Consider the following 20601-nt stretch of genomic DNA (forward strand, 5'->3'; position numbering starts at 1 on the left):
TTGATGACGCCGTGGACGCGGTCCCCGTCGCGCACCGCCAGGTGCAGCGGCTTGAGCAGGACCGCGCCGACGCCCTCACCGGGGACGTAGCCGTCGCCGCCCTCGCCGAAGCTCTCGCACCGGCCCTTGCTCGACACGAACTTGCCCTGCCCGAGCATCAGGTACTTGTTGGGGTGGACCGACAGGTTCACCCCTCCCGCGATCGCGACGTCGCACGCGCCGGACTCGATGCCCTGGCACGCGAGGTGGATGGCGGTGAACGACGACGAGCACATCGTGTCGACACTCATGCTCGGGCCGTGGAAGTCGAAGAAGTACGACACCCGGTTGGCGACGGCCGACGGATTGCCGGACAGCGCCACGGGGTTGCCCAGGACCTGCTCCTGCGCGCCGTACAGCTGGTACTCCTCGTACATCACTCCGACGTAGACGCCGACGCGCGCCCGCTCTCCGCCGCCGGGCGGGGTGTTCAGCCGCTCGGGGGTGTAGCCCGCGTCCTCGACGGTCTCGTAGGCGCACTGCAGGAACAGCCGCTCCTGCGGGTCCATCAGCTTCGCCTCGGGCGGCGATATGCGGAAGAACAGGGAGTCGAACTCGTCGACGCCGTCGACGAATCCGCCCCACTTGCTGTAGGTCTTGCCCGGCGCGTCCTTGTCGGCGTCGTAGTACACGCTCTGGTCCCAGCGGTCGGCCGGGATCTCGGTCACGCAGTCGCGCCCGTCGGCCAGGTTCGCCCAGAACTCGTCGAGCGTACGGGCCTTCGGGTAGCGCCCGGCCAGCCCGATGACCGCGATGTCGAGCCCCTTCGCCCGGCCCTGCGGCGCGGGTGCGGGGGCGGGGGCGGGTGCGGGTGCGGCCGGGAGCGTCCGCGGCGCGTCGAACCGCGTCGCCCACTTGTCCGCCCTGAGCGGCTTGCGCGCGAAGGCGCGCCGGCCCGGTGCGGCGGCCCGGCCCCTGGCGGGCGCCGGGACGGGAGCCGGGGCGGGAGCCGGGGGCGCGTCCGCGGGCCCGCTGTCGGGCTCCGCGCCCAGGTGCCGGGCCAGCTCGGGGCCGTGCGTGGTGAGGAAGTGGCTGGTGAGGGCGCGGATGTCGCGGAACTCGAAGAACAGGGTCTTCGGCAGCGACCCGAAGACGGCCTCCAGTTCGTCGGTCATCCGCATCATCATCACCGAGTCCAGACCCAGGCTGTCGAACGCCGCACGGGCGTCGATGCGGTCGGCCGGGAGCTTGATGACCTCGGAGAGGACGCCCGTGAAGAACGCCGTCGCCTTGGCTTCGAGGGTGCTGGTGTCGTTGTGCGTCACTGATTCGTCCCGGCGGCAGAAGAGAAGGGGGAACTCTGGTCCGAGCTCGGTCGCGCGGCGGACGATCCGGTGCCCCCGGCTCCCGCGCGGCCCGGTCCGGAAGCGACCATGACCTGGTGGTGCGTCGAGGCGACGGCGCGGAGGAAGGCCGCGACGCCGACCGCCGTGTCGAGGGGGACGACGCCGTAGCGCGAGCGCAGCACCGACCGGACCTCCGGTGTCACGTCCATCCCCCCGTCTTCCCACAGCGGCCAGTTGACGGACAGGCTGTGCCCGGAGCGCTCCCGGCGGGCCACGAGGTCCTGGCGGTGCCAGGTGTAGGCGTCCAAGAACGCGTTGGCCGCCGCGTAGTCGGCCTGGCCCGCGTTGCCGAACGCGCCCGTCGTGGAGGAGAACGTCACGAAGAAGTCCAGCGGCAGCGTGGCCGTCGCCCGGTCGAGGTTCACCGCTCCGGACACCTTCGGGGCCAGGACTTCCGCGAAGTCCTGGGCGCGCTTGGTCAGGATGTAGCCGTCCCGGGTCACCCCGGCGGCGTGCACGACGCCGTCGATGCGGCCGTGCTCCTCCACCAGGGCGTCCACCACCGCGTCGACCGCTGCCGCGTCCGCGACGTCGAGCTGTACGTAGTGCGCCGACGCGCCGTGGGCCCGCAGCTCCCGCAGAGCTTCGCGCACCCGCGCGTCGACCGGAGAGCGCCCGGTCAGCACCAGCGTGGCGCTGTGCGTGCGCGTCGCGATCTCCCGCGCGAAGACCAGGCCCAGCGCTCCCGCCCCGCCGGTCAGGAGGTAGACCCCGTTCTCCCGCCACGGAACCGGGGGGACGCCGGCCGCGGTGTCGCCGTCCTCGATCCACACGGGCACCTCGCGCCGCCCGTCGGCGTACCGCACGAGCGTGTCGTCGAGGTGCGCGCGGTTCTCCCGCACCCGCTCGGCGGCACTCTCGGGCGTGTCCGTCTCCTCCAGGAGGATGACCTGAGCCGAGACGTTGGGGTTCTCGAGCGTGGCCGTGCGCAGCAGCCCGACGAGCCCGGCCAGCGGGGCGGACGCGGGGCCCTGGCCGATGACCAGCTGGATGCTGGCCCGGCCCGCGGACGCGCCGCGCAGCACGGAACGCACGTGTTCGAGCGCCTGCAGCCCGTACGCGGTGTACCGCCGGTCCAGTTCCTTGTCGCCGGAGGTCAGTACGACGGCGTTGTCGTGCACCGGCAGCAGCGCCGCCACCTCCGGCATCCCGACCAGCAACACGGTGCGCCGCACGTCGGCGTCCTCCGGCGGGGCGTTCGTCACGGGGCGCGTCTGCCACTGGGGGTGCAGCAGCGCCCGTACGTCGGCCGTCTCCCTCACACGTCCGGTCGGCTGCCCCTCGAGGGCGCGGAAGGACAGGCCGCCGATCCGGACGCGCACGCGGCCCTGGTCGTCGGCCAGGTCCACGTCGACCTTGTGGAGCGCGGCGTCGCCCGGCTGGTCCGCGCTGGGGCGGACCAGCGCCCACATGGCGGCGGTACCGCCGTCGAGGACGAGGACGTCGTCGATCGCGAAGGGCACGGGCACGGCGCCACCGCGCCGTGCCCCCAGGCTGCCCGCCACGCCCACGGACGCCTGCAGCGCCGCGTCGACGAGGCTCGGGTGCACCGTGTAGTCGCGCTGCGTGCCGTGGGCCGCCGCGGGCAGCGCGAGTTGCGCCAGCGCCTGGTCCCGCCCGATCCAGATGTGCCGGACGCCCCGGTGCGTGGGGCCGTAGTCGATCCCCGCGGCGCCGTACGCCTCGTAGCACTCCTCGGCAGTGAGCTCCGCGCGGTCGCAGGCGTCGCGCAGGGCCCGGAGGTCGAGCACCGGCTGGGCGGCTCCTTCCGCGAGGTAGACGGCGCCTTCGCCGTGCACGACCGGCTCCGCGTCGGCGGCGGTGCTGTAGACCCGGAAACCGATGTCGCCGTCGGCCTGCGGGTGCAGGCCGATGTGGACCTCCCGCGGCTCGCCGCTCACGTGCAGCGGCTGTGCCAGGGCGACGTTCTTGAGCGCCACCGGCGCCTCGGGTTCCACCTGGGTCCGGCAGGTGATGCAGGTCGCGGCGACGGCCATCTCCAGCAGGGCCGCGCCCGGCATGAGCTTGGCGCCGTTGACGACGTGGTCGCGCAGGAACGGCTCGTGCCCGGTGAACACCGAGGTGAACCGCTGCTCCGTCAGGTCCGACGTGTTCTCGTGCACCAGCGGGTGCAGCACGCGCGGCCCGCGGGTGTCCACGGCCCGGTCGCCGAACGGGAAGTAGCGCTCGCGGCCGAACGGATAGGTGGGCAGTGCGACGCGTCGCGGTGTCCTGCCGTCGGGGTGGAGGTGGTGCCAGTCGACGGGGACGCCGTTGACCCACAGTTCGAGCAGCTTCTCGTGCCTCCCCTTCGCGACCCAGGCAGTGATCAGGGTGTCGAGGTCGGCGTCCTGGGAGAACAGCGCGGAGACGGTGTTCTCGCCGTTCTCGTCCCTGGCCCCGCTGCGCACGATGCCGTCGGCGGGGGTGCCCGCGAGGACGTGGCGCAGTTTCCCGACGAGGTCGGGCACGGAGGTGGCCAGGACGCCCAGGCGCTCGGCCAGCGGCTCGCGGCCGACCTGGAGCGTGTACGCCACGTCCGCCAGGCCGAGTCCGTCGTTGCCGGGGCGCGTCAGCCATTCGACGAGATTGCGGACCACGTCGCGCAGCTCGCCGCCGGTGCGCGCCGACAGGGGCACGACGACGGGGCCGACGGCCGCCGAGGCGTGCTCCCGCGCCGCGGGGAGGTACTCCGCGACGATGACGTGGGCGTTGGAGCCGCCCGCGCCGAAGGAGGAGACCCCGGCGATCCGCGGGGTCGCGGGGTCGGGCGCCGGCCAGTCGGCGAGTTCGCGCTGGACGGTGAACGGGGTGCCGGTGAAGTCGATGTTCGGGTTCAAGGTCTCGGCGTGCAGGGACGGAGCGAGCTTGCGGTGGCGCAGCTGGAGCAGGACCTTCGTGAGGCCGGCGATGCCGGCGGCGCTCTCCGCGTGGCCGATGTTGCTCTTCACCGAACCGATCGCGCAGAACTGGTTGTCCTGGGTGTGCTCGCGGAACGCCTTCGACAGCCCGGTGATCTCGATCGGGTCGCCGAGCGAGGTCCCCGTGCCGTGGGCCTCGACGTAGCCGACGTCACGGGCGCTGACGCCCGCCGCGTTCAGCGCGTCGGCGATCGTTCCGGCCTGGGCGTGCGGGTTCGGCACGGTGTAACCGTTGGTCTTCCCGCCGTGGTTGAGCGCCGTGCCCTTGATCACCCCGTAGATCCGGTCGCCGTCGGCGACGGCCTTCGCCAGCGGCTTCAGCAGGACGGCGCCCACGCCCTCACCCGGTACGTAGCCGTCGCCGCCCGCGCCGAAGCTCTCGCAGCGTCCGGAGCTGGAGACGAAGTTGCCGGTGCTCAGCAGCAGGTACTTGTTCGGGTGCAGCGACAGGTTGACCCCGCCCGCGACCGCGACGTCGCAGTCGCCCCACCTGATGCTCCGGCACGCCAGGTGGATCGACGTCAGGGACGACGAGCACATGGTGTCCACGCTCATGCTCGGGCCGTGGAAGTTGCAGAAGTACGACACCCGGTTCGCGATGGCGGCGGCGCTGCCGCTGACCGCGAGGGGATCGCCGAGCGCCTGGCTCTGCGCGCCGTAGAGCTGGTACTCCTCGTACATCACGCCGACGAACACCCCGACGCGGCCCTTCAGCACGTTGCCCGCGCGGGTCTTCACCGACTCCCTTACGTACCCGGCGTCTTCGAGGGTCTCGTACACGCACTGCAGGAACAGCCGTTCCTGCGGGTCCATGATCTCCGCCTCGCGCGGCGAGATGTTGAAGAAGAGCGGGTCGAACTCGTAGGCGCCGTCGACGAATCCGCCCCACTTGCTGTACGCCTTTCCGGCGGCCCGCCGTCCGGCGTCGAAGTGTCGCTCGTGCTCCCAGCGCTCGGCGGGGATCTCGGTGACGCAGTCCTTGCCGTCGGCCAGGTTGCGCCAGAACCCGTGGACGTCGTGCGCCTGCGGGTAGCGGCCCGCCAGGCCGATGATCGCGATGTCGGCGGGCCCGGCAGGAGCTGTGCCCTCCGTCGCTGCCCCGGCCCGCGGACGCCCGGCGCGCTCCCGCCAGGTGCCCCTCTTCGCGGGCGCGGTCTCGCGCGCGGCCGGATCGGCCGCCGCGGGGGCCCGTGCGCCGCCGTCCGTGACGGGGAGGAGCGCGCGCACCTTCTGCGGGTGGGCGGTGACGAAGTGCCCGGCGAGCGCCTCGATGCTCTGGTACTCGAAGAGGAGGGTCTTCGACAACGACCCGAAGACCTCCTCCAGAGCCCGGGTGAGGTCCATGGCCATCACGGAGTCGATGCCGTAGTCCTCCAGCGACGCCTCGGGGTCGATCCGGGCGGCGGGGAGGTTGATGACCGACGAGAGCAGCTTGGTGAGGTACGCCACCGCCGCGCGCTCGATGCCTTCGCCGCCTTCGGAAGCCGGTTCGTCGGCGGCCGGGGCGCGGGCGGTCAGGTCGTCGGCGGTCAGGTCGTCGGCGGCGGGTCCCGGGCCGTCCGCCGGGGCGCCGATGAGGGACGCGAAGCGCTCTGTGTCGCCCTCCAGGACCATGACCTGGTCCTCGCCGGTGGTCAGCGCCCGGTGCAGGGCGTCGATCCCGGTCGGGGTCCGCAGCGGGACCATGCCGAAGTTCTCGCGCATCGCCCGCTCGGTTCCGGCGTCGACGCCCATGCCGCCCTCGGCCCACAGCGGCCAGTTGACCGAGAGCGTACGACCGCGCCGTTCGCCCCTGGCCACCAGGGTGTTGCGGTGCGCGGCGAAGGCGTCCATGAAGGCGTTCGCCGCCGCGTAGTCGGCCTGCCCGACGTTGCCCGAGACACCGGCGACCGACGAGAAGGGCACGAGGAAGCCGAGGTCCACGTCCCGGGTCGCCTCGTCGAGGTTGACCAGGCCCGTCACCTTCGGCGCCAGCACGGCGTCGAAGTCGGCCCGGGACTTCTTCAGGATGAAGCCGTCCCGGATCACGCCCGCGCTGTGCAGCACACCGTCCAGGCGGCCGTACGCGTCGCGGACGCGGCGCACCAGCGCTTCCACCTGGGCCCGGTCGGTGACGTCGACCTGCTCGTACGTGGCTTCCGCACCCGACGCCCGCAGTTCGGCCACGACCGCCTCCCTGCTCTCGTCCAGGGGGCCGCGGCCGGTGAGCACGATCCGCGCGCCCCGCACCCGTGCGGCGATGTCACGGGCGAACAGCACGCCGAGCCCGCCGGCACCGCCTGTGATCAGGTAGACCCCGGCGTCCTGCCACGCCGCCGGCACGCCGCCGTCCGCAGCGGCGCCGGGCAGCTCGCGCCACCGCAGCACCTCACGGGCACCACCGCGGTAGCGCACCACCGCGTCGTCCGCCGCGGCGCGGTCGGCAACCGCCCACCCGGCGGCCCGCTCCGGCTCCTCCCACGGTTCCACCAGGACGACCTGGCCCGTGACGCGCGGGTTCTCCAGCGCGGCGGTCCGCACGACACCGGCGAGACCCGACCAGACCGACGACTGCCCGTCGGCGCCCGCCACGACCTGTACGCACACCTCGTCGTGCGAGCGCTCGGCCAGTACCTCGCGCACCACGCCGAAGAGCTGTGCCGCGTAGTCGGAGAACCGCCCGTCCAGACCCGACGCGCCGGACTCCAGCCGGACGACGCGGGCCCCCGCACGCGCTTCGAGCACGTCCGCGACGCCGGGCAGCCCGACGACCGCGGTCACCGTGGCGGGGCCGCCTTCGCGCGCGCCGCCCCGGTGTTCGTCGCCGACCCAGTGCGGCGCGGCGAGGAACGCCCCGGCCTCACCGGTCCCGGCCTTCCCGGTCCCGGTCTTCCCGGCCGAGTAGGCCCGCACCGACAGGCCCTTGAGCCGGAGGGCGACCGTACCGTTGTCGTCGCACAGGTCGATGTCGAGGCGGCGGACCCCGGAGTCCTCCTGCCGGCCGCCGCTGGGGCGCACCCACGCCCACATGGACCGCGCGCAGTCTCCGGCGATCTCCACCTCGTCGACCGCGAAGGGCAGGTGCGGGGTCCCGTCGGCGTCCGCGGTGACCCCGACCGCGGCCTGGAGGGCCGAGTCCACCAGGGCCGGGTGGAGGCCGTAGCCGCCCAGCGTCGTCCCGACGCTGTCGGGCAGCACCAGCCGGGCGACGGCCTGCCCCTCGCCCGCCCACAGCCGCTGGATGCCCCGGTGGCCGGGGCCGTAGTCGATGCCGTGCGCCGCGAAGGCGCCGTACACCTGGCCGGCGTCCAGCTCCACGTCCCGGCACCGGGCCCGCAGCCCCGCCAGGTCGACGGTGGTGCGGAGGATGCCACCCTCGGGCGCGGGCGGCACGAGCACCATGCCCTCGCTGTGGATCACCGGCCGCGCGGCGGGGTCCTGGCCGGGGTGGCTGTAGACCTCGAAGGCGATGCCGTCGCCGCCGCCGGGGCTCAGGCGCACGTGGACCGCCAGCGGTGTCTGTCCCACGACGACGGGCCGCGTCCAGGCGACGTTGGTGAGACGGACCGTGCCGTGCGGCTCGCCGTCCAGGGACACCGCCACGGCCGCCCGCACCAGCTCCAGGCACGCCGCGCCGGAGAGCACGCGGTCACCGCTCACCCGGTGGTCGGCCAGGAAGAACTCGTCCCCGGTGAACACCGAACTGAACCGCTGTCCGGCCAGGCTGGAGGTGTTCGTGTGAACGAGGGGGTGCAGCCGCGCGGCGCCCGGCAGCGACGCCCGGTCCTCGTCCAGGGACGGCCAGTAGCGCTCGCGCTGGAAGGGGTACGTGGGCAAGGAGATCCGGCGCCGCGTGCCGGGCGCGTGCAGCTTCGCCCAGTCCACGGCCAGGCCCGCCACCCACAGTTCGAGCAGCTTGCCGTACTTCTTCTTCCCGATCCAGGCGTCCAGCGCCCGCGCCATGTCCTCGTCGGCGGCGAACACGCGCAGGCTGTCGCCGCCGCGCCGCTTGGCCTTCGCGCGGTACAGGCCGGGAACGTCCTTTCCCGCGAGGAATCCCCGGAGCGCCCGGGTGAGTTCACCGGTGTCCGCGACGACGAGGCCGAGCCGTTCCTCGAACGCGTCCCGGCCGGTCTGCAGGGTGTAGGCGACGTCGGACAGCGCCTCGGCCTCCCCGTCCAGGTCGATCCACTCCAGGAGCTGCCCGGCCTGGTCGCGCAGGCCGGCTTCGGTCCGCGCGGAGAGCACGATCGCCACCTCGGTGTCCGGCTCGCCGCCAAACCGCTGGGCGGGGACGTACTCCTCCACGATGACGTGGGCGTTCGACCCTCCGGCGCCGAACGAGGACACCCCGGCGATGCGCGGCGACTCGGTGCCGTCGGCGGCGCGGGGGCGGGTCCACTCGGCCAGGGACCGCTGGACCGTGAAGGGGCTGTTCGCGAAGTCGATGTGCGGGTTCAGCACATCGGAGTGCAGAGACGGAACCAGCTGCCCGTGCTTCATCTGGAGCAGCACCTTGGTGAGCCCGGCGATGCCGGCGGCGCTCTCGGCGTGGCCGATGTTGCTCTTCACCGAGCCGATCGCGCAGAACTGGTGGTCGTCGGCGTACTCGCGGAACGCGTTCGTCAGACCGGCGATCTCGATCGGGTCGCCCAGCGACGTGCCGGTGCCGTGCGCCTCCACGTACGACACGTCCCTGGCGTCCACCCCGGCCCGGCTCAGCGCCCGGCCGATCGCCTTGGCCTGCGCCCGCGGGTTCGGCACCGAGTACCCGTTCGTCTTGCCGCCGTGGTTCACGGCCGTGCCACGGATGACGCCGTGGACCGTGTCCCCGTCCGCCTCCGCGCGGTCCAGCGGCTTGAGCAGGACGGCGCCCACGCCCTCACCGGGTACGTAGCCGTCGCCGTCGGCGCCGAAGCTCTCGCACAGCCCGCGGCTCGACGCCCACTTGCCGCTGCCCAGCATCAGGAACTTGTTGGGGTGCAGCGACAGGTTGACGCCGCCGGCGACGGCCACCTCGCACTCGGCGTTGACGAGGCTCTGGCAGGCCAGGTGCAGCGCCGTGAGCGACGAGGAGCACATCGTGTCCACGGCCATCGAGGGGCCGTGCAGGTCGAAGAAGTACGACACCCGGTTCGCGATGGAGGACGGGTTGCCGGACAGCGCGATGTTGCGGCCCCGTGCCTGCTCCTGGGCGCCGTACAGCTGGTACTCCTCGTACATCACGCCGACGAAGACGCCGACGTTGCCGCCGAGTCCGTCGGCGCTGTGGCGGCTCAGGTCGGGCCGCGTGTACCCGGCGTCCTGGAACGTCTCCTGGACGCACTCCAGGAACAGCCGCTCCTGCGGGTCCATGAACTCCGCCTCGCGCGGGGAGATGTTGAAGAACAGCGCGTCGAAGCGGTCCGCGCCGTCCAGGAACCCACCCCACTTGGCGTACGTCCTGCCCGCCGCGTGCTTGTCGGCGTCGTAGTAGCGGCTGTGGTCCCATCGGTCCGCCGGGATCTCGGTCACGCAATTCCTGCCGTCCACCAGGTTGCGCCAGAACTCCCGTACGTTCGACGCTCCCGGGTACTGCCCGGCGACGCCCACGATCGCCACGTCGGCACGGCCCGTGGCACGCGACCGCACCGCTTCGCGCGCCCGCACCAGCGGACGCTTCGCCGACACCACGACGGGCCCGGCGGCGTCGGCGTCGGCGGCCGTGTCCTCGGTGCGCCCGGTCTGCCCGCCGTCGGACCCGCCTGCCACGCCGAGCAGCTCGGCCAGCCGTTCCTCGTGCGCCGTCGCGAAGTACCCGGCGAGGGCACGGATGCTCTGGTACTCGAACAACAGGGTCTTGGGCAGCGAACCGAATTCCTGCTCCAGCTTGTTGGTCAGGTTCATGGTCATGATCGAGTCGATGCCGTACACCTCGAAGGCGTCGTCGACGTCGAACCGGTCGGCGTCGAGCCGCAGCTCGGCCGCCAGCACTTCGGCCAGGTAGGCGCAGACGCGCTCGTCCCGCGTGCCGTCCGGCGTGTGCGCCGGAACCTGCCGCGGCTCGAGGGCGTCACCGGTGCCGTAGGCGCGTGTCGAGAACCCGGTGAACCGGCAGGACACCACGCCGTCGTCGTCGCACACGTCGATGTCGAGCTTGCGCACCCCACTGCCGGGGTGGTCGTCGGCGCTGTAGCGCACCCAGGCCCACATGCTGTCGCGGAACGGCGCGAGGATCTCCACCTCGTCCACCGCGAACGGCAGGAACAGCGCGCCGTCCTCCGCGCCACCGCTCTCGGCGAGCAGCCCCACGGTCGCCTGGAGCGCCGAGTCCATCAGGCCCGGGTGCACCACGAACTCGCCCGGAACGTCCGCCGCTCCGGCGGACAGCCGCAGCCGCGCGAGCGCCTGGCCCTCGCCGACCGCGACGCTCTCCACCCCGCGGTGGCCGGGGCCGTAGTCCAGGCCCAGCGACCGGTACAGGGCGTAGCAGCGCTCCGCGTCCCACACCGCGCCGTCGCAGGCGGCCCGCACTCCCGCGACGTCCACCGGCGCCACCCGGCCCGGGGCGCCGAGCGCGGCCGCGCCCTGGCTGTGCACCACGTCGCCGTCCGCTCCGGAGGACGTGGTGACCGTGAAGCGTACCTCTCCCCCGGGCTCAACGACCAGAGTCGTGCGCACCCGCACGGGCTCGTCGGCCACTTTGACGGGCCGCGCCCACACCACGTTGCGCAGCCTCAGCCTGTCGGCGCCGTCCGCCGACGCGGCGACCGCGGCCCGCGCCATCTCCACGTACGCCACGCCGGGCAGCACCCGCTCGCCCCGGACGACGTGGTCCCGCAGGAAGAACTCGTCGCCGGAGAACACCGAGTCGAAGCGCTGAACCTCCAGCGTCGACGAGTTCACCTGCGCCAGCGGGTGCACTGCGCCGGCGCTCGGCGCGCCGCCGGTGCGCGGGGCGGCCGTATCCACGTCGCCGACCCAGTAGCGCTCCTTGGCGAACGGGTAGGACGGCAAGGAGACCCGGCGCATCGCGCCCGCGCGGGGCAGGGTCTCCCAGTCGAACGCGAGTCCCTTGACCCAGAGGTCCATCAGCTTGGTGAACTTGCCCTTGCCGATCCACGCCCCGACGGTCGACGCCATGTCGGAGTCGGCGGTGAGCAGGGCCAGGGTCTCCCTGTGCTGCTTGACGTCGCCGAGGTGCAGGCCCTCGACGTCGTCGTCGCCCGCCGCGAACGCGGTGAGCTTGTCCGTGAGTTCGGCCGACGAGGCGACGCGCAGGGCGAGCCGCGACTCCATCGCCTCACGGCCCACCTGCAGCGTGTACGCGACATCGGCGAGGTGCGGGTGCGCGGTGTCCCCGCGGCCGAGCCAGCCCGCCAGTTCCCCGGCGCGCTCGCGCAGGCGGGCGCGGTCCTTGGCCGAGAGCACGATCAGCTGCGGGCCGTGGTCGTCGGGGGCGGCGGCCGTGGCGCGGTACTCCTCCACGATCACGTGCGCGTTGGATCCTCCGGCGCCGAACGAGGAGATCCCGGCGACGCGGTTGCGCTCCACCACGGCCCCGTCGGCGACGGCCGCGGGGCGCTTCCACTCGGCCAGCTCCCGCTGGACGCGGAACGGGGTCGGACCGAAGTCGATCTCCGGGTTCAGCTCCTGCGCGTGCAGGCTGGGCGCGATCTTCCCGTGCCGCAGCTGGAGCACCACCTTGACCAGCCCGGCGACGCCCGCCGCGGCCTCCAGGTGGCCGATGTTGCTCTTCGCCGAGCCGATCGCGCAGTACTGACGGGAACCGGCGTCCCCTGCGAACGCCCGGGACAGACCGGCGATCTCGATGGGGTCGCCGAGCGAGGTCCCGGTGCCGTGCGTCTCGACGTAGCCGATGTCGTGCGCCGACACCCCGGCCCTGTCCATGGCCTCGCGCACCGCTTCGGCCTGGGAGGCCGGGTTGGGCACGGTGTAGCCGTGGGTCCGGCCGCCGTGGTTGATGCTGCTGCCGCGCAGCACGGCGTGGATGACGTCGCCGTCGCGCCGCGCGTCCGCCAGCCGCTTGAGCAGCAGGACGGCCACGCCCTCGCCGGGGACGAACCCGGTGCCGCCCGCGCCGAAGCTGCGGCACTTGCCGTCGTCGGAGAGCATCCGCACCCGGGACATGAGGACGTAGCTCGACGGGTGGGCGTAGAGGTTGACGCCGCCCGCGATGGCCGCGTCGCACTCGCCGCGCCGCAGGTGCTCCATCGCCTCGTGGACGGCGCTCAGCGACGACGAGCACATCGTGTCGATGGCCAGGCTCGGGCCCTTGAGGTCGAGGAAGTACGACACCCGGTTCGCCACGGCCGCGAACGACGTGACGGGGTGGAGGTTCTCGCCCTGCTCCCAAAGACCCGGCCCGTACAGCTCGAAGCCGGTCTTGGAGACACCGGCGAAGACGCCGACGCGCCCGCCGTGCAGGTCGGCCAGGCGGCGGCGGGTGTAGCCCGCGTCCTCCAGCGCGTTCCAGGACTCCTGGAGGAACAGGCGCTCCTGGGGGTCCATGCTCATCGCCTCGTGCGGCGAGATGGCGAAGAACAGCGGGTCGAAGTCGGCGAACCCCTCCAGGAAGCCGCCCCACTTGCTGTAGCTCAGTCCCCGCGCGACGGCCTCGTCGCGGTTCGCGTGGAAGAAACCGGTCAGGTCCCAGCGCTGCGGCGGGACCTCCGAGACGCAGTCGCGCCCCTCGGCCAGGTTCTCCCAGTACTCGTCCAGGTTGCGCGCCCCGGGGAAGCGGCCGCTCATGCCGATGACCGCGACGGCCTCGGCGGCGTCGGGCGTGTCCCGCACGACGCCGGCCGGAACGGGGACGACCGGGGCGGGGGCGGCCTGTGCGGAGACGGCCGGTGCGGGGGCCTGCGCCACGGCGGGGGCCGCGGCCACGGGGCGCGCCGCTTCGGCGCCGGTCCAGGTGAGGCACTGCTCCCGGTGTTCGGCGACGAAGTGGGCGCCGAGGCTGTCCAGCGAGTTGTACTCGTACAGCAGCGCTGCCGAAAGGCCGGGGAAGACCTCGGCGAGCTTGCGGTTCAGCCGCGTGACGACGATGGAGTCGACTCCGTGGCTCTCCAGGGTCGCGCCCGCGTCGATCTGCGCGGCCCGCAGGCCGGTGACGGCGCCGAGCATCCTGGCGAGCTTGTCGACCACCTTCTCGCGCAGCTCGTCCTCGGCGACGGCCGCCACGGGGAGCGCGGGCGCGGTGTGCGCCGGGGTCCCGGCGGGCCGGGCGGTGGCGGGCGGGGCGGTGAAGGCCCGGCGGATCCGGGCGCCGTCGCCCTCGACGGCCATCACCTGGCTGTGCGTCGACAGGAGGAACTCGTGCAGGACACGGATGCCGCTCTCCGTGCGCAGCGGAGCCATGCCGAGGTCCTCGTGGAGCGCGCGCGCCGTCTCCTCGTCGACGGTCATGCCGCCCTCCGCCCACAGGGGCCAGTTGACGGACAGGCTGCGCCCGGAGCGCCGGCCCGACGCGGCGAGGGCGTCGCGGTGGTGCGCGAAGGCGTCCATGAACGCGTTGGCGGTCGCGTAGTCCGCCTGGCCGGTGTTGCCGGTGACCGCGGCGCCGGAGGAGAACGTGACGAAGAAGTCCAACGCGAGGTCCCGGCTGGCGCGGTCGAGGTTGACCGTCCCGGTCACCTTCGGGGCCAGGACCTCCCGCAGCGCCTGCGCGCTCTTGGTCCGGATGAGGCCGTCCCTGGTGACCCCGGCGCTGTGGATGATGCCGTCGATCGAACCGTGGTCCCGTCCGACCCCGGCCACGAACTCCTCGACGGCGGCCGTGTCCGCGACGTCGAGCCGCGCGTAGCACACCTGCGCGTGCGGGCGGCTCAGCGCCTCCAGTACCGGCACCCGCTCGCCGTCCAGGGGCGAACGGCCGGTCAGGTAGAGCGTCGCGCTGCGGACCGACCGCAGCAGGTCCTCGGCGAAGATCAGCCCCAAGCCGCCCAGGCCGCCGGTGATGACGTAGGTGCCGCCTTCCTTCCAGGGCAGGTCGGTGCGGGCGGGGGCGGGCAGCTCCCGCCAGGCCAGGGCCTGCCGCTCGCCGTCGCGCCAGCGCACCGCCGACGCGTCCGCGTGGTTTCGCGCCTCCAGGACCTGCTCGGCCACCCGCTGAGCGCGCTGCTCCGGGTCGACGAGCACCAGCTGCGGCACGACCTTCGGGTTCTCCAGCGCCGCCGTCCGCACCATCGCGAACAGACCGGACAGGGGCGCGTCGTCGCCGGTCTCCGGGCAGACGAGCTGGACGAGCGTCCGGGGCAGCGTCGGGTCGGCAAGCAGCCGCCTGACCGTCTCCAGCACCTGGCAGGCGAACTCCGTGTAGCGCTCGGCGAGTCCGCGTGCCGAGGTCTCCAGGAGGCGGACGTCGAAGACGCCCCGCAGCGCGTCCGCCGCCTGCCGCTCCCCCGCGAACAGCACGACGTGCCCGGGTGCCCCGGCGGCGGTGGCGTCGGCCGCCCGCTCCCAGACGGGGCCGAGCCTCACGAGGTCCGGGCCCGTGCCCTCGCTCGCGCGCGGCGCCTCGCTGTTCACCGCCTCCTTGAACTGCTCCTTGGAGATGCGGTTCGCCTTGAGGTCCAGCAGCATCTTGACCAGTGCGTCGTTCACTTGGCCGCCCCTCCGTTTTCCGTAGTGCGCGCCGGCGCGGTGGTGAACGCCGGGCCGAGCATCTGTGCCGCGGCGGCCAGGTCGAGTGAGCCGTTCAGGTAGTCGTCGAGGACGTCGTCGACCTGCGATCGCGGGCCTTCGCCGTCCGGTTCCGCAGCATCGCCGGGCCCGTCGGCCGCTTCGTCCGCCGCTTCGTCGGCGACCCAGTACCGCTCCCTGGCGAAGGGGTAGGTCGGCAGGGAAACAGGCCGCACGTCCGTGCCTGCGTGCAGCACCCGCCAGTCGACGTCGTAGCCGTTCACCCACAGGTCGAGCACCTTGGCGTACTGGCCCTTGGCAAGCCAGGCCGCGACGACCTCGTCCAGGCCCTCGTCGGCGGTGAACGCCGCGCCGCGGTTGACGCGGCTGCGGTGCAGACCCTCGATATGCTCGGGCCGGTCGAGGAAACCGCGCAGCCTGTCCGCCAGTTCGCCGAGCGAGCCGACGACCGTCCCGAGCCGCTCGGGCATGGCCTCACGGCCGACCTGGAGCGTGTACGCGACGTCGGCGAGCGGCACCTCGTCCCGCCCCGGGCCTGACAGCCAGTGCAGGAGCGCGTCCGCCTGCTCGCGCAGCCGCTCCGCGTCCATCGCGGAGAGCACGATCACGGCCGGTCCTGCGTCCGGGACGCGCCGGGTAGCGGGCCCGGCCGGGCGGTACTCCTCGATCAGTACGTGGGCGTTGGCGCCGCCCGCGCCGAAGGACGAGACGCCCGCCCTGCGCGGCACCTCGCGGACGACCCCGTCGACCTCGACGAGGGGGCGCCGCCACTCGGCCCGCTCGCGCTGCACGACGAACGGCGACGACGCGAAGTCGATGTGCGGGTTCACCTCGTCCGCGTGCAGCGTGGGCGCCAGCTCGCCGTGGCGCATCTGGAGCACGACCTTGCACACGCCCGCCAAGCCCGCCGCGGCCTCCGCGTGCCCGATGTTGCTCTTCACCGAGCCGATCGCGCAGAACTGGGTGTGCCGGGTGTCGTCGGAGAACGCGCGCTTCAGTCCGTTGATCTCGATGGGGTCTCCCAGCGCGGTGCCGGTGCCGTGGGCCTCCACGTAGCTGACCGTGGAAGCGTCGATGCCCGCCTTGTCCAGCGCCCGGCGGATCAGGTTCCCCTGGGCAACCGGGTTGGGCACGGTGTAACCGTTCGTCGTGCCCCCGTGGTTGACGCTCGTGGCGCGGATGACGGCGTGGATGCGGTCGTTGTCCCGCTCCGCGTCGTCGAGCCGCTTGAGGACGAGCGCACCGACGCCCTCGCCCGGCACGAACCCGTTGGCGCCGCGCCCGAAGCTGCGGCACTTGCCGTCGTCCGAGAGCATCTGCAGCCGGGAGAGGCCGACGTAGCCCGACGGGTGCAGGTAAAGGTTGACCCCGCCCGTCACGGCCAGTTCGCACTCGTCCCCGAGCAGGTGCTCGCACGCCTCGTGCAGCGCCGTGAGCGACGAGGAGCACATCGTGTCGATGGGCATGCTGGGGCCGTTCAGGTTCAGCTTGAACGACACGCGGTTCGCGACCGAACCGAAGGAGGTGTAGGGGGACGTCATGTCGCCGCGCCGCCACCGCTCGGGGCCGTACAGGTTGTGCCCGGCGCGCGTGATGCCGACGAAGACCCCGACGCGCCCGCCGTGCTCCCGCTCCAGGCGCGCCCGCGTGTAGCCCGCGTCCTCGAACGCCTTCCACGTCTCCTGCAGGAACAGCCGCTCCTGGGGGTCGGCCTCCATCGCCTCGTTGGGCGTCATCGCGAAGAACAGCGGGTCGAACTCGGCGAAGCCGTCGAGGAAGCCCCCCCACTTGCTGTAGCTCCTGCCCTCGTCGGCGGCCCGGTCCTTGTCGGCCTCGTAGAAGCCGTCGAGCCCCCACCTGTCCGCGGGGACCTCGGTGATCGAGTCCCTGCCGGAGCGCAGCCCGGCCCAGAACTCGTCCAGGGTGTCGGCCTGCGGGAACCGTGCGCTCATGCCGATGATCGCGATGTCCCCGCCGCCGCGCGGCCGCACGGCGCGCTCCGGCTGCCGGGGCTCGGTCACGCGGGCCGGTGCCGGGACGGCGCGGGACCCGGTGGTACGGGGCTCGGCGGGACGGGCCGGGGCGGGCGCCGGGACAGGGGCGGCCCCCTGCTGCGGCTGCTGCGGCGCGAGGCCGACCACTCGGGCGACGTCCTGCGGCCGCTCGGCGACGAAGTGGTCCGCCAGCGCGCCGACGGTGCGGTACTCGAAGAAGAGCGTGCTGCCGACCTCCCCGAGGTCCTTCTGGAGCCCGTTGAGCAGCTGGAGGATCAGGATGGAGTCGATACCGTACGTGGACAGCGGCTCGCCGGTTTTGACGGAGTCCGCCGGGATCATCAGCGTGCGCGCCACCAGGTCCTTGAGGTAGCCGGCCACGGCCTCCTTGAGGGCTCCCGGGTCGCCCCAGGTCTCCGTACGGGGCTTCGGTTCCGCACCGCCGGACGGCGGCGCGGCGGCCGCCACGGGGGCGGCGGCTTCGGCGGCGACCGGCTGCTCGCCGCCACGGGTCTGCCGGATCACCCCGTCGCTGTAGGCCACGACGACCTGCTGGCCGAGCAGGTGCGCGTCGGCGGCGGGGAACTCGACCGCTCCGTACCCCTCCCACTCCAGCACGGACTGCCACATCTTGGGCGACAGCGCGGGACCGCCCTCGGTGCGCAGCTCCGGGTCGTCGTACAGCCACCAGCCGTCCAGGAGCGCGAACGTGATCAGGCTGAACGGCGTGTACCCGTCGATCTCGTTGATGACCAGCGCGGCCCCGGGCTTCATCAACGCCTTGGCGTTGCGCAGCGACTCGCGGATGTCCCGGGTGGCGTGCAGCACGTTGGTCGCGACGATGAGATCGTAGGCGCCCTCGGTGAAGCCCTGCTCCGTCACCGGCTTGCTCGCGTCGAACAACTGGCAGCGCAGGAAGGGGTTCTCCGCACCGAACTCGCGCGTGCCGTGGATGAGGAAGGCGTTCGACATGTCGGTGTAGCAGTACTCGCCGATGTTACGCGCGTACGGCTTGAGGCACCGCATCAGCGTCGCGGTCGTGCCGCCCGTGCCCGCGCCCACTTCGAAGATGCGGACCTGGGCGTCGGGGTCCTCGGCGATCCTGCGCTCGACCAGCTCCACGACGCAGTCGCCGACGACGTCGTTGAAGTGGTCCGCGATCATGTTGTGCTTGTAGATGCCCTCGACGAACTCGAGCGAGGAGCCGGGGAAGACGACCTCGACGGCCGACGCCTTCCCCGTCAGGATCTCGGTGAGCACCCGGAAGGTCCGGTCGGCCAGCTCGGCCGTGGCCCGCAGCTCGGGGTCGGCGAGCCACACGCGCTTGCCGCGCTCCCACTCCCGCTCGGCCGCCCGCGCGTCGAACCGGTCGCCGACGGCGGTGAAGGACCCGTCGCCGGCCTCCTTGATGTGGCCGAAGCGCGTCAGGACGGCGAAGCACTCCCCGACCCACCGGTCGAACCCGGCCTGGACCCCGTTGTCCCGCATGAAGGACGCCGCGTCGAAGGTCGGCCTGCCGAACCAGCCGCGCTCCCGCAGGTCGCACCAGATCAGCCTGGCCAGGATCTCGTCCAGCTCCATCGCCTTGGCTTTGGTGCCGGTCCGGACGGCCCGCACCTGTTCGACGCGTGACGGCAGGGCCGGGGAGAGCGCGGGCCCGCGCACGACGGGTCCCAGCACGCGGACCGACTCCCGGCCGTCGAACGACTCGAGCTTCTCCGGCTTGCGCGTGTTGAGGTGGGCCACCTGCACCAGCTGCGAGGCCAGGAGCCGCTCGACGGTGTCCATGGCGAGGGCCGGGTCGATGTCGGCCAGCCCCTCCTGCTCGTACATCCGCTCCCTGACGTGCTGCGGCACGTCGAGGCCGCTGCCCACCGCGCCCCAGTAGCCCCAGTTGATCACCCGCACGGGGTAGGGCCGCTCGGCGGACAGACGGTGGGAGAGTGCGTCCTCGACGGCGCTGCCCGCGACGTAACTGCAGTACCCCATGGCCGGGTTGAGCGACGAGACCGACGAGAAGAACAGCATGAAGTCCAGGCCGTCGGCGTCGAAGACGTCGGCCGTCCACGCGCTCGCGTCGAGCTTGGCGCTCAAGCCGAGCCGCAGCCGCTGCTCGTCGGTGTTGGGCAGGCTCTTGTCCACCAGGCCGAACACGGAATGGACCACACCGTTGACGGTGCCGAAGCGCTGCTTGATCCGCGCGTGGGCGGCGGCGAGCGAATCGCGGTCGGCGGCGTCGGCGCGGACGTACCAGGGCGTGGGGCCGAGCGCGGCCAGCCTGTCGATCTTGCGTTGGACGGCGCCGTCCGGCTCCCGCCTGCCGATCCAGACGACTTGGGCGCCGAAACGCCTGATCACGTCCTCGCTCCAGATCTCGCCGAGCCCACCGGCCCCGCCCAGGACGACGTACACGCCACCCCTGGTGTACGGGCTGCCGGACGGCGCGGCGAGCGCGGCGGGCACCAGCCGCCGGCGGAACCACTGTCCGCCGCGCAGCGCGCGGACCGGCTGCGAAGCGGCGCCGAGCAGGGCGGCCACGGGGATGTCGTCGCCCGCGCCGAGGTCGAGCGGGTTCACCTGCCAGTTGGGGAGTTCCTTGCCCATCACACTCGCCAGGCCTAGCAGGCCCGCGTCGGCGGGGTGGACCCGCTCGCCGCGCAGTACGGGCTGCGTCTGCCGGGTGACGACGGTCCAGGTCAGGTCCGAACCCGCGTGCCCCAGCGCGAGCAGCACCTTGACGAGGCGGAAGAACGCGATCACCCCGGCGTCGGTCCGCCGCAGCAGCGCGGTGGCGTCCGAGTCGTCGCCCGTCTGCGAGATCCAGACGAGGTGCCGGATGTCCCCGACGCCGCGCAGCCGCGCGGTCAGCTCCTCCGCACCGAGCGCGGGCTCGGTGTCCAGGAAGACGGGCGCGCCGAACTCGGCGGTGAGCCGGGCGCGTTCGGTGGCGTCGGCGCCGAACACGACCACACCGGCCTGCGGGGCGGGCCCCCGCGCGGGTGCCTGGTCGCGGACCCACACGGGGGTCAGCGTCAGGTGGTTGCCGTCCGCGGGGAGCGCCGGGCGCCGCGCGGACACGGACTCTGCGGGTACGGGCTCGGCCGGTGCCGGCCGCGCGGTTACGGGCTCCTCGGCCACCGGACCCGCGAGCGCGGGCCGCACGCGCGCGACCGGAGGCCTGCCGGGAGCCTCGACCGCCTCGGGCAGCCAGTACCGCTGGCGCTGGAAGGGGTACGTCGGCAGCGGGGTGCGCCGGTGCGCACCGGCGGCGAACAGCTCCGCGTACTCCAGTTCGTAGCCCTGGAGGTACAGGTCGCGGACGACCGCGAGGTGCTCGGCGCGCTCGCTCTCCGACGCGCCGGCGGCGCACTGTCGGATGCGGGAGTCACCGTGCCGCTCCTGCTCGGTGTCGCCGCCCCGGCGGGTCTCGGACAGGTCGGCGACGCGCACGTGCTCCTCGCGACCGGTCGACAGCCATTCCCTGAGCAGCTCCACCAGTTCTCCGGTGGTCCGCGCGACGCAGGCCAGCCGGACCGCGCAGTGCCTGCGGCCGAGCAGCAGCGTCAGGCTGACGTCACCCAGGTCGGTGCCGGGATGGGCACGCAGGTGGTCGGTCAGCCGCTCTGCCTGGATACGCAGTTGCTGGCGGGAGAAAGCGGAGAGCACGATGAGGTG

General features: G+C 73.0%; 3 protein-coding genes (2 of these 3 cut by a window edge). All 3 read right to left on the reverse strand.

The features are described 5' to 3' along the window. Tightly spaced (each overlapping or abutting the next), the 3 genes in view from ORI94_RS11195 to ORI94_RS11205 form a layout consistent with a single transcriptional unit that may run on beyond the window. Positions 1 to 1304 carry the start of an SDR family NAD(P)-dependent oxidoreductase gene (locus ORI94_RS11195; RefSeq protein WP_266074325.1) on the reverse strand. Its footprint begins 16474 nt before the window's first position, so the window shows 1304 of its 17778 coding nt (coding positions 1-1304); its start codon is at positions 1302 to 1304; its stop codon lies off the left edge, out of view. Then, complete coding sequence (locus ORI94_RS11200) at positions 1301 to 14893, reverse strand: SDR family NAD(P)-dependent oxidoreductase (RefSeq protein ID WP_266074326.1); 13593 nt, start codon at positions 14891 to 14893, stop codon at positions 1301 to 1303. Before ORI94_RS11200 ends, ORI94_RS11195 begins: the two co-directional genes overlap by 4 nt. Beyond that, positions 14890 to 20601: the 3' end of an SDR family NAD(P)-dependent oxidoreductase gene (locus tag ORI94_RS11205; RefSeq protein WP_266074327.1), read on the reverse strand. The gene runs 22383 nt beyond the window's last position; only the last 5712 of its 28095 coding nucleotides appear in the window; the start codon falls outside the window, past its right edge — the gene reads right to left on this strand; its stop codon occupies positions 14890 to 14892. Before ORI94_RS11205 ends, ORI94_RS11200 begins: the two co-directional genes overlap by 4 nt.

Source organism: Streptomyces sp. NEAU-W12, from assembly GCF_026242095.1.
GTDB lineage: Bacteria > Actinomycetota > Actinomycetes > Streptomycetales > Streptomycetaceae > Streptomyces.